Source organism: Pseudomonas sp. MF06569 (genome assembly GCF_059862735.1).
Genome location: NZ_JCBCUZ010000014.1, coordinates 80,318 through 95,068 on the forward strand (window position 1 = coordinate 80,318; position 14,751 = coordinate 95,068).

At 59.6% G+C, this 14,751-nt stretch carries 15 protein-coding genes; 2 read left to right on the plus strand and 13 right to left on the minus strand.

From position 1 onward, the window contains the following. Window positions 1–34 precede the first annotated feature (34 nt). Window positions 35–1,345, plus strand: a complete 1,311-nt coding sequence (locus AC19YQ_RS14665) for a lytic murein transglycosylase (RefSeq protein WP_339476410.1) — start codon at window positions 35–37, stop codon at window positions 1,343–1,345. 103 nt (window positions 1,346–1,448) lie between these two features. Here the strand turns inward: AC19YQ_RS14665 and AC19YQ_RS14670 are convergent, their stop codons facing one another. The 13 genes from AC19YQ_RS14670 to AC19YQ_RS14730 all read right to left on the minus strand — a co-directional run bounded on the left by AC19YQ_RS14670 (window position 1,449) and on the right by AC19YQ_RS14730 (window position 13,856). Further along, entirely contained in the window at window positions 1,449–2,402 is a 954-nt protein-coding gene (locus AC19YQ_RS14670) for a S66 peptidase family protein (protein WP_500595391.1), read from the minus strand. A gap of 4 nt (window positions 2,403–2,406) precedes the next feature. Next, complete coding sequence (lipA, locus tag AC19YQ_RS14675) at window positions 2,407–3,447, minus strand: lipoyl synthase (protein WP_133077016.1); 1,041 nt, start codon at window positions 3,445–3,447, stop codon at window positions 2,407–2,409. Window position 3,448: 1 nt separating this feature from the next. Further along, the gene (gene lipB, locus AC19YQ_RS14680; RefSeq protein ID WP_339476404.1) at window positions 3,449–4,102 is read right to left on the minus strand and encodes a lipoyl(octanoyl) transferase LipB; all 654 of its coding nucleotides are present in this window, start codon (window positions 4,100–4,102) and stop codon (window positions 3,449–3,451) included. Continuing rightward, the gene (locus AC19YQ_RS14685; protein ID WP_019824211.1) at window positions 4,102–4,377 is read right to left on the minus strand and encodes a DUF493 domain-containing protein; all 276 of its coding nucleotides are present in this window, start codon (window positions 4,375–4,377) and stop codon (window positions 4,102–4,104) included. Before AC19YQ_RS14685 ends, lipB begins: the two co-directional genes overlap by 1 nt. Before the next feature lie 79 nt (window positions 4,378–4,456). After that, entirely contained in the window at window positions 4,457–5,614 is a 1,158-nt protein-coding gene (locus tag AC19YQ_RS14690; RefSeq protein WP_133077018.1) for a D-alanyl-D-alanine carboxypeptidase family protein, read from the minus strand. Between the two features lie 175 nt (window positions 5,615–5,789). Then, a complete protein-coding gene (locus AC19YQ_RS14695) occupies window positions 5,790–6,779 on the minus strand; it encodes a septal ring lytic transglycosylase RlpA family protein (RefSeq protein ID WP_219262637.1) in 990 nt (329 codons plus the stop codon). Next, complete coding sequence (mltB, locus tag AC19YQ_RS14700) at window positions 6,779–7,789, minus strand: lytic murein transglycosylase B (RefSeq protein WP_500595392.1); 1,011 nt, start codon at window positions 7,787–7,789, stop codon at window positions 6,779–6,781. The genes AC19YQ_RS14695 and mltB overlap by 1 nt, the downstream gene beginning before the upstream one ends. 17 nt (window positions 7,790–7,806) lie before the next feature. Then, window positions 7,807–8,910: a rod shape-determining protein RodA gene (gene rodA / locus AC19YQ_RS14705; RefSeq protein ID WP_219262646.1), complete on the minus strand. Its 1,104-nt coding sequence runs from the start codon at window positions 8,908–8,910 to the stop codon at window positions 7,807–7,809. 31 nt (window positions 8,911–8,941) lie between these two features. Next, window positions 8,942–10,837 (minus strand): penicillin-binding protein 2, encoded by a 1,896-nt coding sequence (mrdA, locus tag AC19YQ_RS14710; protein ID WP_219262636.1) that lies wholly within the window; start codon window positions 10,835–10,837, stop codon window positions 8,942–8,944. A 13-nt stretch (window positions 10,838–10,850) separates the two neighbouring features. Continuing rightward, window positions 10,851–11,318 (minus strand): 23S rRNA (pseudouridine(1915)-N(3))-methyltransferase RlmH, encoded by a 468-nt coding sequence (rlmH, locus tag AC19YQ_RS14715; protein ID WP_003444191.1) that lies wholly within the window; start codon window positions 11,316–11,318, stop codon window positions 10,851–10,853. 9 nt (window positions 11,319–11,327) lie between these two features. Further along, a complete protein-coding gene (gene rsfS, locus AC19YQ_RS14720) occupies window positions 11,328–11,822 on the minus strand; it encodes a ribosome silencing factor (protein ID WP_219262635.1) in 495 nt (164 codons plus the stop codon). Window positions 11,823–11,893: 71 nt separating this feature from the next. Further along, window positions 11,894–12,616, minus strand: a complete 723-nt coding sequence (gene nadD, locus AC19YQ_RS14725; RefSeq protein ID WP_257623002.1) for a nicotinate-nucleotide adenylyltransferase — start codon at window positions 12,614–12,616, stop codon at window positions 11,894–11,896. Beyond that, window positions 12,585–13,856, minus strand: coding sequence for a glutamate-5-semialdehyde dehydrogenase (locus AC19YQ_RS14730; protein WP_500595394.1), 1,272 nt, complete (start codon window positions 13,854–13,856; stop codon window positions 12,585–12,587). The genes nadD and AC19YQ_RS14730 overlap by 32 nt, the downstream gene beginning before the upstream one ends. Window positions 13,857–14,032: 176 nt before the next feature. Between AC19YQ_RS14730 and AC19YQ_RS14735 the strand changes: the two genes are divergently transcribed. Next, the gene (locus tag AC19YQ_RS14735) at window positions 14,033–14,701 is read left to right on the plus strand and encodes a DNA-3-methyladenine glycosylase (RefSeq protein WP_500595401.1); all 669 of its coding nucleotides are present in this window, start codon (window positions 14,033–14,035) and stop codon (window positions 14,699–14,701) included. The last annotated feature ends 50 nt before the right edge of the window (window positions 14,702–14,751 follow it).

Genomic DNA, 14,751 nt, shown 5'->3' on the forward strand with positions numbered 1-14,751 from the left:
GTCTGCATCTGATTTGCATTACCTGGACCTGCGCATGCCCTTAAGTCATAAACGTGGTTGGCCGATGCGCCAACTGATCGCTGCTTCCAGCGTCATCCTTTTAGTCGCCTGCGCCGAGAAACCTACCGCAGCCGATGCACAACCCTTGCCTGTGACGCCTCCCGCCCCAGCGGTGACCACCAGCGCGCCAGGCACCACCGACACACCTTTTGTCCAGCCCGCCCAGAGCTTCAGCGAGTGGCAGGCCAACTTCCGCGTTCAGGCCCTCAAAGCCGGAATCAGCCCGCAGGTGTTCGATAACGCCTTTGCTGGCGTCACACCCGACATGAGCGTGATCAAGGCCGACCGCAGCCAGCCTGAATTCAGCCGCCCTGTCTGGGAATACCTCGACGGCGCCCTGTCCCCCTTGCGTGTGCGTAATGGTCAGCGTTTGCTGGAGCAAAACGCCGAGTTGCTGAGCCGCATCGAACAGCGTTATGGCGTCGACCGCCAGGCACTGGTGTCGGTCTGGGGCATGGAGAGCAACTTCGGCTCGTTCCAGGGCAACAAATCCGTCATCCGATCGCTGGCCACTCTGGCCTACGAAGGGCGTCGCCCGGAATTCGCCCAAAGCCAATTGATCTCGGCGCTGAAAATCATTCAGCAAGGTGATATCAGCGCCGACAAAATGCTCGGCTCCTGGGCTGGCGCAATGGGCCAGACCCAGTTCATTCCGACGACCTATGAAACCCACGCCGTGGATTTCGACGGTGACGGTCGTCGTGACATCTGGAACAGCTCGGCCGACGCCCTGGCCTCGACTGCGCATTACCTGCAAAGCTCTGGCTGGAAACAAGGCCAGCCGTGGGGCTTTGAAGTCATGTTGCCTGCCAGCTTTGACTACGCGCTGGCGGATGGCACTGTCAAAAAGAGCGTCGCCGAATGGCAGCAACTGGGGGTATTAGTGCCCGAAAGTTCTGCAGCCGGCTCAGAGCAGTTGAGCGCCACCCTGCTGCTGCCGGCAGGCTACCGTGGCCCGGCGTTCCTGGTGCTGGATAACTTCCGCGCTATCTTGCGCTACAACAACTCATCGTCCTATGCGCTGGCCGTCGGCCTGTTGTCTCAGCGCTTCAACGGGGGCGGAACCATTTTGGCTGCGTGGCCAAAAGATGACCGACCGCTGAGCCGTTCCGAACGCGTAGAGCTGCAAACGCTGCTGAGCCAGCGCAACTACGATGCGGGCAATGCGGATGGCATTATTGGCGCCAATACCCGCAAAGCAATTCGCAGCGCGCAGCAAGCTATGGGTTGGCCAGCAGATGGCTACCCGAGTCACAAGTTGCTGGAGAGTTTGCGTAGCCGCTGAGTCGCGACTCAACCGGTAGGAGCGGGCTTGCTCGCGATGCTATCAACTCGGTATTTCTGACTAAACGAGTCGATGCAATCGCGAGCAAGCCGGCTCCCACGGCTCAGATTTTGACTGTGACCACAGCCTGCTCAAGTACCAATAACTGCTGATCAGCATCCAGCCGCACTTGAGCCCCCATCGGCAAGGTCAGGTTTGGATCACAATGCCCGCTGCGCCATCCGGCCAGCACGGGAATGCCAAGCCCACCCAATTCCTGTGTGAGCAACCGCTCCAGCGCCCGTACATCAACCCCAGCCACATCCCCTACAAGGACGCCACGCACCTTGTCGAGCTTGCCTGCCAGACGTAAATGCGTGAGCAGGCGGTCGACCCGGTACAGCGGCTCATTCACGTCTTCGATAAACAGGATGATGCCTTCGCCATCCAGCTCAAACGCCGTCCCGAGGGTGGCGCAGATCATGGATAGATTGCCACCCAGCAAACGGCCACTGGCGCAACCTGGCGCAAGGGTTGTCAGCGGGTAAGCTGCAGGATGCTCCAGCACAGGCAGTTGCTGCCCGCCAAGCATGCGTAGCAGTGAGGATTCTGTCGGCGGTTGCTTGTTGCCCAGCAGATCGGCGTTCAGCATCGGCCCGTGGAAAGTCACAAAGCCTGCGTAACGTGTAATCGCCAGATGCAGCGCGGTGATATCGCTATACCCCACAAAAGGCTTGGGATGGTTGCGCAGAAGCTCGAAATCGATGCCATCAAGCAAGCGTGGGGAGCCGTAGCCACCGCGCAGGCAAAAAATGCCATCAATGCTGTCATCGGCAAAGGCGTCGTGCAGGTCGCGTAAACGCACGGCATCAGAGCCTGCGAGGTAGCCGTCCTTTTCCCACACGCCCGGAAATACGCGCAACTGATAGCCGCGGTCATGCATCCATTGGGTGGCGAGTTTCAGATCAAGTTCGGCGGGACCGGCCGGGGCGATCAGGGCGATCACCCCACCAGCGGGCAACGCGGGCACCGCGCTGTGGGTCTTGAAAGACACGGGCGCGGTGCTCCGGTTTGTCATGGAATCAGGCACTCACCAGCATGGATTTGACCAGCTTGGCTTGTTCATCCGCGTGATACGAAGAACGTACCAACGGGCCGGATGCCACGTTTTTGAAGCCCATTTTGTAGCCTTCTTCGGCGAACCAGGCGAAAACGTCCGGGTGCACGAAACGCTGTACCGGCAAGTGGTTGCGCGATGGCTGCAAGTACTGACCCAGGGTCAGCATGTCGATGTCGTGTTCGCGCATGCGCTTCATGACTTCGATGACTTCTTCATCCGTCTCGCCCAGACCCAGCATCAGGCCGGACTTGGTCGGGATGTGCGGCATCATCTGCTTGAAGCGCTGGAGCAAGGTCAGCGACCACTGGTAGTCAGAACCAGGGCGGGCGGCCTTGTACAGGCGCGGCACGGTTTCGAGGTTGTGGTTGAACACGTCAGGCGGCTCGGCTGCGGTGATTTCCAGCGCAACGTCCATGCGGCCACGGTAATCCGGCACGAGGGTTTCAAGCAGAACACCCGGCGACAGCTTGCGGATCTCGCGGATGCAATCGGCAAAGTGCTGGGCACCGCCGTCACGCAGGTCGTCGCGGTCTACCGAGGTGATCACCACGTACTTCAGGCGCAGGTCAGCAATGGCGATGGCCAGGCTTTCAGGCTCGTTGACGTCCAGTGGCTTCGGTCGACCGTGCCCCACATCGCAGAACGGGCAGCGGCGGGTGCAGATGTCGCCCATGATCATGAAGGTCGCGGTGCCACCCGAGAAGCACTCGCCCAGGTTCGGGCAGGAAGCTTCTTCGCACACGCTGTGCAGCTTGTGCTTGCGCAGCAATGACTTGATGCGGTCGACTTCAGGCGAAACCGGAATGCGTACACGAATCCAGTCAGGCTTCTTCGGCAGCTCGGTGGTCGGAATGATCTTTACCGGGATACGCGCAACCTTTTCGGCACCGCGCAACTTGACGCCGGTCTCAACCTTGGAACGGGCCTCGCTGGCGCGGGCTGCACGTTCTGAGATATCCAGCGTTGGGATCAGGGTTTGAACAGCGTCTTGCGCAGTAGTCATATCAGTCGATTCCGCCCGTCAGGGTCGTCTGCTCAGCATAGTCGAGGTGTTTGACGAGCTGCACACGCAGCCGGGCACCTACCTCGGCAAATTCAATCGGCCCTGCATGGTCACGCAGCTGGGTCATCGCCAGCCCCGCATAACCACAGGGGTTAATCCGTCGAAACGGTTCCAGGTCCATGTCCACATTCAGGGCCAGACCATGGAAGGAGCAGCCATTGCGGATCCGCAGCCCCAGAGAAGCGATTTTCGCGCCGTCAACATACACACCGGGCGCATCGGGCTTGGCCGCAGCGCTCACGCCATAGCTGGCGAGAAGGTCGATCAGGCACTGCTCCATCCGCGTGACCAGCTCACGCACGCCATAACCCAGCCGACGCACGTCAAGCATCAGGTAAGCAACCAGTTGGCCAGGGCCATGATAGGTCACCTGGCCACCGCGATCCGACTTCACCACCGGGATATCACCCGGTAACAGCAGATGCTCGGCCTTGCCTGCCTGGCCTTGGGTAAACACCGGCGGATGCTGCACCAGCCAGACTTCATCTTGCGTGTCCGGCTCAAGCTTGCGCTCATCGGTGAAGCGCTGCATCGCCAGCCAGGTGCGCTCGTAATCAAGCTGACCCAGTTCGCGAATACCCAAGACCTGCGACATCACAGCACCATGTGTACGAAGCCGGTGGCTCGCAGTTCGCTGTTGATGTTGTAGAGCTGATCCTGATCTGTTGCCACGATGTGCAACTGGATGGTCGTGTACTTGCCGTTGGTGCTCTGGCGCTCGTCGACACGATCATCGTTGACCGTCGCGTGTTTCTTGACGATGTCGATGATCCTGTCCTTGTTGCCCACACCCGTGTCGCTGATCACCTTAACCGGGTAATCAACGTTGGGGAATTCGATCTTTGGCGCCTTTACTTCGGTATCGGTCATGGCGTATTGGCCTCGTAAGCCTTGAGCTACAGAGATAACCCCGCGCCGTGTAAGCGCGGGGCCATGCAGGTGGGTGCTATCAGTTGAACAGACCGTAGAAGAATAGACGGATGCTGTCCCAAACGCGTCGGAAAATACCGCCTTCCTCAACGGGCTCCAGTGCGATCAGGTCGGCACTGTGCACAACCTTGTCGTCCAGCTTGACCTCAACCTTGCCGATCACATCGCCTTGGGCGATAGGAGCCATCAGTTGCGGGTTCATGGTCATGCTTGCAGCCAGCTTTTTCAATTGGCCTTTAGGCAGAGTCATGGTCAAGTCTTCGGCCAGGCCGGCCTTGACTTGATTGGTGGTGCCTTTCCAGACCGGGGCCTGAGCCAGCTCTACACCCTTCTGATAGAACGTCTGGGTTTCGAAGAAGCGGAAACCGTAGGTCAGCAGCTTCTGTGTTTCGGCAGCACGGGCGACTTCGCTGTTGGTACCAAACACCACGGCAATCAGGCGCTGACCATCACGAACAGCCGACGACACCATGCAGTAGCCTGCTTCGTCGGTGTGGCCAGTTTTCAGACCGTCAACGGTCTTGTCACGCCACAGCAACAGGTTGCGGTTAGGCTGCTTGATGCCGTTCCAGAAGAACTCTTTCTGCGAGTAGATCGCGTAGTGAGTCGGGTCTTCGTGGATGATGGCACGGGCCAGCAGCGCCATGTCGTGGGCCGACGAGTAATGCTCAGGGTTTGGCAGGCCAGTCGGGTTCATGAAGTGGCTGTTGGACATGCCCAACTCGCCGGCGGTCTTGTTCATCATGTCGGCAAAGGCGTCTTCGCTGCCGGCGATGTGCTCGGACAAGGCCACGCTTGCGTCGTTACCCGACTGAATGATGATGCCGTGCAGCAGGTCACTGACCGACACTTGAGTGCCGACCTTGATGAACATCCGCGAACCACCGGTACGCCAGGCGTTTTCGCTGACGGTGACAGGATCGTTTTCGCCGATCTGGCCGCGACGGATTTCCAGGGTCGCGATGTAAGCAGTCATCAGCTTGGTGAGGCTGGCTGGCGGCAGACGCTGGTCGCCGTTGTTCTCAACCAGCACGTTACCGCTGCTGGCATCCATCAGAACATAGGACTTGGCTGCAAGTTGTGGCGGCGACGGCATCATCTCGACTGCCCAGGCGGCAGGAGTGACGATCAGCGGTACAAGCAGGCACAGGCGTTTGGCTAAAGTGGTGATGTTCATCCGTCTCTCGAAGTTGTTAATTGAAACTTACCCTCACGGGCAAAACTGTACAGGCAGTCGTATGACTGACTGCCGCGTATTCAGTTGCAGTCCCGGCCCCTGGAAGGGCTTTTATTCTTGACCTCTGCAACTGCGTTTGGGCCCTTGATGCTCCGGCCCAACGCTTTGATCGGTGTTACTGATCCGACGTCACAACGCTTGGCTGACCCAAATTGGCCTGGCGCACGCTGTTTTGCGTTTGCTGTACTTCACCCGCCGAGGCAATGGGCCCCAGGCGCACTCGATGCAAGGTTTGCTGATTGCGCACAATCGAGCTGATGAATACTGGGGTGCTGACCATGCCACTGAGCTTGGAACGAAGCAACTCGGCGGCGTCCGGATTGGCAAAGGCGCCTACCTGCAAATACGTACCCTGGCCCTTGGGCAGTGTGCTGACCGGTACCACATCGGCGGCGTGCTGCTGGGCCGGCGGCGTCCATTGCTCAATCTTGCCGGTAGAGACGGTCGGCCCGGTGTTCTGGGCCATTTTCGGCTCATTGAGCATCAAGGGGGCCGGGCGACCACGCTGGGCCCACCAGGCTTGCGGATCAATCCCTTCAACCTTGACCCGAGCCGTGCCGGTTTCGGCATAGCCCAGTTTCTTGGCGGCAGCGTAGGAGAGGTCGATGATACGATCCGAATAAAACGGGCCACGGTCGTTGACCCGCAGGACCACGGCCTTGCCGTTATCGAGGTTGGTCACTTTGACGTAGCTGGGCAACGGCAGGGTTTTGTGCGCCGCGCTCATGCCGTACAGGTCATACACTTCGCCATTGGCCGTGTTCTGACCGTGAAACTTGGTGCCGTACCAGGACGCAGTGCCAGAAGCCACATAGGTCTTGGACTCTTGCATCGGGAAGTAGGTCTTGCCCAGCACCGAATACGGCGCGGCCTTGTAAGGACCGCTGTGCAGGGTCGGCGTGGCATCCGGGATACGGGATACGTCGACATCCCACCACGGCGCACCATCTTTATGGGCGCGGTTGATGTCCAGGCCCGGCTTGGAACTGACACCGCCAGAGGTTTGCGGGGTCGTCGAACGGCTGCTGGAGCAGCTCACCACCAGCAACGCCAGGGCGGCGCAGGCAGCGAGTTTCAAAGGTGTGCGGATCGCTAGAAACGGCATTACTTGTTGCCCCGTGCTTGAACCAGCAGGTCGGACAGTTGATGCACTGCCATGGCGTACATCACGCTTCGGTTATAGCGCGTGATCGCATAAAAATTCTTCAGGCCCATCCAGTATTCAGGGCCATTGGCGCCTTCAAGACGGAACGCCGTGACCGGCATATCGTCGGGCAGCGCATCATGACTCGACCAGCCCAGCGCTCGCAACTCCCCGACGGTCTTGACCGGCTCAATGCCCTGGGTCAGGCCTTCATCGGCCCGATCACCGGTCACATCGGCGCGAATCACCACCGGCTCGCCGGCTACCCAGCCGTGACGCTTGAAGTAGCTGGCAACACTGCCGATGGCATCGTCCGGATTGCTCCAGATATTGATATGACCATCACCGTCGAAGTCCACGGCATAGGCGCGAAAGCTGCTTGGCATAAACTGCGGCAAGCCCATCGCCCCGGCATAAGAGCCTTTAAGGGTGAGCGGGTCAACTTGCTCTTCGCGGGTCAGCAGCAGGAACTCACGCAGCTCCTTGCGAAAAAACTCGGCGCGCGGCGGGTAATCGAACCCCAGGGTCGACAGCGCATCGATCACCCGGTAGTTGCCGGTGTTGCGGCCATAAAAGGTTTCGACGCCGATGATCGACACAATCACCTGGGCCGGAACCCCGTACTCCTGCTCGGCGCGGGCCAGTACGGCTTCGTGTTCACGCCAAAAATCCACACCACGGGCAACCCGGGCGTCGGTCAGGAACATCGGGCCGTATTCTTTCCACTGCTTAACGCGTTCGGCCGGGCGAGAAATGGCATCGAGGATGCTCTGTTTACGCTCTGCCTCACGGAACACGCCCATCAGTTGCTCGCCGGCAAATCCGTAGTCGCGGGTCATCTCACCGACAAACTCAGCCACCTGGGGCGAGCCTTCGTAGTCACCGGCTACCGCGCCCTGCGCTGCCTCGAACAGACCCAGCAGGCCCACCCATGACGCGTATCGAGCGGCCCAGCCACGCATTGCTTGCATTGAATAATTCACCTTAATCAAACTTGTGCGATCCACTTGCGATGTGTGTGAATCGACATCAAAACCCCAAACGCTGACAACAGCGTCACGAGCGAAGTGCCGCCGTAACTGATAAATGGCAATGGCACGCCCACCACCGGTAGCAAGCCACTGACCATACCGATGTTGACGAAAACATAAACAAAAAACGTCATGGTCAGGCTGCCCGCCAGCAATTTGCCGAACAGGGTCTGCGCCTGGGCCGTGATCACCAGGCCGCGACCAATCAACAGCAAGTAAATCAGCAGTAACGCGCAGATGCCGACTAGGCCGAACTCTTCGCCCATCACCGCAATAATGAAGTCGGTGTGGCTTTCGGGAAGAAAGTCCAGGTGCGACTGGGTGCCCAGCAGCCAGCCCTTGCCAAACACCCCGCCCGAGCCGATGGCGGCCTTGGACTGGATAATGTTCCATCCGGTGCCCAGCGGATCGCTCTCAGGATCGAGGAAGGTCAGAACCCGCTGTTTCTGATAGTCGTGCATCACGAACATCCACATGGCAATCGCCACGGGCACCGTCGCTGCCAGCACGCTGAGGATCCAGCGCCAGCGCAGCCCGCCCATGAACAGCACGAACGCACCGCCCGCCAGTACCAGCAAGGCCGTACCCAGGTCGGGCTGGCGCACAATCAGGGCAAAGGGCACCCCGATCAGCATCAGGCTGACCGCCACATGCTTGAGTTGCGGTGGCAAGGTCCGCTTGGACAGATACCAGGCGATGGTCGCCGGCATGAGGATTTTCAGGAACTCCGAGGGCTGGAAGCGAATCACACCCGGAATATTGATCCAGCGTGTGGCGCCCATGGCGTTGTGGCCCATGACGTCCACCACCACCAGCAGCAACACGCCAGCCAGATAACCGATCGGTACCCAGCGGGCCATAAAGCGCGGTTCAAGCTGAGCGATGATGAACATCGACACCAGCCCGATCCCGAATGAAGTCGCCTGCTTGCTGAGCAAGTCCCAGTTCTTGCCGCTGGCCGAATACAGGACAAACAGGCTGCCGGCCGCCAGGGTCAGCAGCAAAATCAGCAGCGGGCCATCCAGGTGCAGACGCTGAAGCAGCGTGGCACGCCGACGCATCACATCCTCGCTGGAGAGGATGCGGTCAAAATTACTGATCATTGGCCGTAACCTCTGCCTTTACGGGACCGCCGTACTCGGGTTTGAGTTTGCCGTCTTCACCCAGCAACCAGGCGTCCATGACCTTGCGCACCACAGGCGAGGCTACGCGGCTGCCGGCTTCGCCGTTTTCAATCATGACCGAGACCGTAATCTGCGGGTTGTTGGCCGGGGCAAAGCCGACGAACAAGGCGTGGTCTCGGTGACGCTCCTGAACCTTGGAACGGTCGTATTTTTCGCCCTGCTTGATCGCCACCACCTGTGCCGTACCGCTTTTGCCGGCAATCAGGTATTGCGCGCCAACGCCCGCAACCCGCGCCGTGCCACGTGCGCCATGCACCACTTGCTGCATGCCGTGGTTGACCTTGGCCCAGTTGGACGGGTCACGCAGGACGATGTCCGGTACCGGATCGGGGTCCACCGGCGGCACGCCTTCGATGGTCTTGGCCAGATGCGGACGAATCCACTTGCCTTTACTGGCAATCAGCGCGGTGGCCTGGGCCAACTGCAGGGGCGTGGACTGCATGTAGCCCTGACCGATCCCCAGAATCAACGTCTCGCCGGGGAACCAGGCCTGACGCCGGGTGGCCCGTTTCCACTCGCGGGACGGCATCAGCCCGGCGGATTCCTCGAACATGTCCAGGGAGACCTTTCGCCCGATACCGAACTGATTCATGTAGGTCGACAGACGATCAATCCCCAGCTTGTGGGCCAGATCATAAAAATAGGTGTCGTTGGAGCGCATGATCGCGGTGTCCAGATCGACGTAGCCGTCACCGGTGCGGTTCCAGTTACGATATTTGTGATCGTAATTGGGCAACTGGTAATAGCCGGGGTCATACACACGTGAAGTACCACTGATCACGCCACTGTCCAGCCCCGCAATTGCGACGGCGGGCTTGATGGTCGAGCCAGGTGGATACAGGCCGCGCAGGATGCGGTTGAACAATGGGCGATCAATCGAATCGCGCAGCTCGGCATAAGCCTTGAAGCTGATGCCGGTCACGAACAGGTTGGGGTCGAAACTCGGCTGGCTGACCATGGCCAGCACTTCCCCCGTCATCGGGTTAAGTGCAACCACCGCGCCACGACGCCCTGCCAGGGCCTCTTCGGCCGCCTCTTGCAGCTTGATATCGAGGCTGAGCACGATGTCTTTGCCGGGGATCGGGTCGGTACGCTTAAGCACCCGCAATACCCGGCCCCGGGCATTGGTTTCGACTTCTTCGTAACCCACCTGACCGTGCAGCTCGGCTTCGTAGAAACGCTCGATGCCGGTTTTGCCGATATGGTGCGTGCCGCTGTAGTTGACCGGATCGAGGGTTTTAAGCTCTTTCTCGTTGATCCGCCCCATGTAACCCACCGAGTGCGCAAAGTGCGCGCCTTGCGGGTAATGGCGCACCAACTGCGCAACCACCTCCACCCCGGGCAGGCGGAACTGGTTTACGGCAATCCGGGCGATCTGCTCTTCGTTAAGCTCAAACAGAATGGGCACCGGCTCAAATGGCCGCCGCCCCTGCTTCATGCGCTTTTCAAACAGGGCGCGATCTTCAGGCGCAAGCTGCAGCACTTCAACAATGACGTCGAGCACTTGCTGCCAGTCGCCGGAGCGCTCGCGGGTCATGCTCAGGCTGAAGCTGGGACGGTTGTCCGCAATAACCACGCCATTACGGTCAAAGATCAAACCCCGTGTAGGCGGGATCGGCTGCACATGCACCCGGTTGTTTTCTGACAAGGTGGAGTGGTACTCGTACTGCACCACCTGCAGATAATAAAGTCGCGCGAGCAATACGCAGATCAAGCCCACCACGACAAATGCGCCGACCACGACGCGTCCGCGCACAAGGCGTGAGTCTTTCTCGTGGTCTTTAAGGCGAATCGGCTGAGACATTCAGGGCGCTGAGCTATTTGTGATACGGGTGCCCGGACAACACTGTCCAGGCGCGATACAACTGCTCACCGATCAGAATCCTTACCAACGGGTGCGGCAACGTCAATGGCGACAGCGACCAGCGCTGGTCAGCGCGGGCGCAGACTTCCGGCGCCAGCCCTTCCGGGCCACCGACCATAAAGTTCACCGTGCGCGAATCCAGGCGCCAGCGGTCGAGTTCAACCGCCAGCTGCTCGGTACTCCACGGTTTGCCGTGCACTTCCAGGGTTACGATCCGCTCACCGGGGCCGACTTTGGCCAGCATGGCCTCGCCTTCCTGACGGATGAATCGAGCCACGTCGGCATTCTTGCCACGGGTATTGAGCGGTATTTCCACCAGTTCAAGGGCCAGCTCGGATGGCAGACGCTTGGCATATTCATGCCAGCCTTCTTCCACCCATTTAGGCATACGTGAACCGACAGCGATCAAACGCAGGCGCACAGCGAACCCTTACTCTTGGTCTTTGTTGAGCTTCAGGAAGTGCTCATGGGTGTTTTCCGGGCTGTGGTGAGCAGCACTGCCAGCACGGCTTTGTTCAGCACCGGCCCACAGACGCTCCAGGTCGTAGAACTGACGGGCACTGGCGGTCATCATGTGAACGATCACGTCGTCCATGTCCAGCAGAACCCAGTCGCTGTCGCCCTTGCCTTCTTCGCCCAAAGGCTTGACGCCCAGAGCCTTGACCGCTTCACGGATCTTGTCGAGCATCGCGCCGATCTGACGGTTCGAAGTACCGGTAGCGATGATCATGAAGTCAGTGATGCTGTGCTTGTCACGAACGTCGATGACCTGAATGTCCTGGGCCTTGACGTCTTCCAGAGCGCTAACCGCTACCTTGACCAGCTCTTCGCCCTTGAGCGGCTCGTTGGTGAAGGTTTTTTCTGGCAGAGGGGCGCTTTTGAACGTGCCTTTGCGCTTTACTTTGCTTACATCTTTGTCAGTCATATAAAACTCGTTTTGCTCGTATGTTCGGGTGTTTCAATACACGTGAATTCGCGCCTTGAAACACGCCCTTTTTAGTTCGACGCACGGTAAAGCCCGTGCGCATCGATGTAGGCCAGGACCGCGTCGGGCACCAGGTAACGTACCGACTTACCGCTGGCCAGCAGTTGACGGATCTGGGTGGCGGATACCGCGAGCGGCGTCTGCCAAACGAATGCAATCTGTCCGCTTGCCCCCTTCAGGGCCAGCGGGTCGCTTACCGAGCGCGCTGCCAGCAGGTTGCGCAAGGCATCCGGCGGTTCGCTGTCGGCATCCGGGCGCTGTAGCACCAGGATATGGCAATGCTGGAGCAACTCTTCCCAGCGATGCCACGTGGGCAGGCCGCAAAAAGCGTCCCAACCCAACAGTAAAAACAACTGGTCGTGCGCGGCCAACTCGGCCCGCATCAGTTCCAGCGTATCGATCGTGTAGGACGGTTTGTCCCGCTGCAGCTCCCGGGCGTCCACTACCAGCGTAGCCACTCCTGCGACAGCACACTCGACCATCGCCAAACGGTCATGAGCCGACACCTGGGGCGTATCTCGGTGGGGAGGCCTGGCATTGGGTGTCAGACGAAGCTCGTCGAGCTCCATCATTTCAGCCACTTCAAGTCCGCCACGCAAGTGCCCGATATGCACCGGATCGAAGGTTCCACCCAGCACGCCTATGCGCAGGGGTAACGCTTCGATTTTCGGTGCCGGCCCTGACGCTTTAAGAGCGACCAAGTCAGACCGGCTCCTGACCGCGCAACTGGCCATCACCGACCACAATGTACTTCTCGCAGGTCAGACCTTCGAGACCGACCGGTCCGCGGGCGTGCAGCTTATCAGTAGAAATGCCAATCTCCGCACCCAATCCGTATTCAAATCCATCGGCAAAGCAGGTTGGTGTGTTGAGCATCACGGAACTGGAGTCCACTTCGGCCATAAAACGCCGGGCTTCGCCCTGATGTTCGGTCACGATCGAGTCGGTGTGGTGGGAGCCGTAGTGATTGATGTGTTCAATCGCCTGATCAATCCCGTCGACAACACGAATCGACAAAATCGCGTCCAGGTACTCGGTGTTCCAGTCATCTTCGGTCGCCGCCACCACGTCGATCAGCGCCTGGGTGCGTTCGCAACCGCGCAGTTCGACGCCCTTGGCGCGAAATTGTTCAGCCATTGCCGGCAGAAACTCAGCAGCCACCGCCTGATCCACCAGCAGGGTTTCCATCGCCCCGCAAATGCCATAACGGTAGGTTTTGGCGTTGAACGCAATGCGTCGGGCCTTCTCCAGATCAGCATGGGCACTGACGTACACATGGCAAATCCCGTCCAGATGCTTGATCACCGGCACCCTGGCGTCACGGCTGACACGCTCGATCAAGCCTTTGCCACCCCGTGGCACGATCACGTCAACGTACTCGGGCATGGTGATCAATGCGCCTACTGCGGCGCGGTCGGTCACTTCAACCACTTGCACCACGGCTGGCGGCAGACCGGCCTCGGCCAGCCCTCGCTGAATGCAGACCGCAATGGCACGGTTGGAGTGAATGGCTTCGGAGCCACCGCGCAAGATCGTCGCATTGCCTGACTTCAGGCACAGACTGGCGGCATCAATGGTCACGTTCGGACGCGACTCATAGATGATTCCGACTACACCCAACGGCACGCGCATCTTGCCTACCTGAATACCCGAGGGGCGGTAGCTCATGTCGCGGATCGCGCCAATGGGGTCTGGCAGGCTGGCCACCTGACGCAAGCCGACAATCATGCTGTCGATGCGTGCAGGGGTCAGCGCCAGGCGCTCCAGCATGGCCGGCTCAAGGCCGTTGGCCCGGCCAGCGGCCAGGTCCAGTTCGTTGGCGGCAACAAGTTCCAGGCGAGCGGCATCCAGTGCAGCGGCAGCGCCATGCAAGGCACGGTTTTTCTGCGCAGTGCTGGCACGGCCAATCACGCGGGAAGCTTCGCGAGCAGCGCGACCCAGGCGGGTCATGTAGTCAAGAACGGACTCAGTCATGGTCTCAAGGGTCTTGGCAGGGAGGAAAGCGGCCGATTATAGCGGTCCAACCGCCTTACGCACAGCGGTGGCAGGCGGATGGTCGAAATGGACTACAAATACACGGCGTTCAGCCCCGATTAAGCATGACTTGCTATTATCTGCCCCTTTTCAGCTATCCACTGACCGCCCTGAAAATGCCCATGATGCTGCCTGATGCCTTTTTCGACCGCGACGCCCAGCTTCTAGCCCGTGAACTGCTGGGCAAAGTTATCCGCCATCGGGTCAACGGCCTGTGGCTCAGTGCACGGATTATCGAAACCGAAGCCTATTACATGGCCGACAAGGGCAGCCACGCTTCGCTGGGGTACACCGAAAAACGCAAGGCGCTGTTTCTGGATGGCGGGCACATCTATATGTATTACGCCCGTGGCGGCGATTCTCTGAACTTTAGTGCCCACGGCCCCGGCAACGCGGTACTGATCAAATCGGCTTTCCCGTGGCTGGATGAACTGTCGGGCCCGGACAGCCTGGCGCAGATGCAACTCAACAACCCCGATGCCCAAGGCAACCCTCGCCCCGAGCAGAAACTCTGCGCCGGGCAAACCCTGCTGTGCAAAGCACTGGGCCTCAAAGTCCCCGTATGGGATGCAAAATGTTTCGACCCCGAACGTTTATGGGTCGATGACGTCAGAGAAAAACCTTCGCGGATCATCCAGACCACTCGCCTGGGCATACCCCACGGACGGGACGAGCATTTGATGTACCGCTTTGTTGACGCTGACTACGCCGGGTATTGCACCCGAACCCCCCTGCGCCGCGGTCAGGTCGAGGGGCAGGATTATTTGATTGTGCAAAACTCGTAACCCCTGTTGCGGGAGCGGGCAAGCCCGGCTCCCACCGGCTCTACACGGGT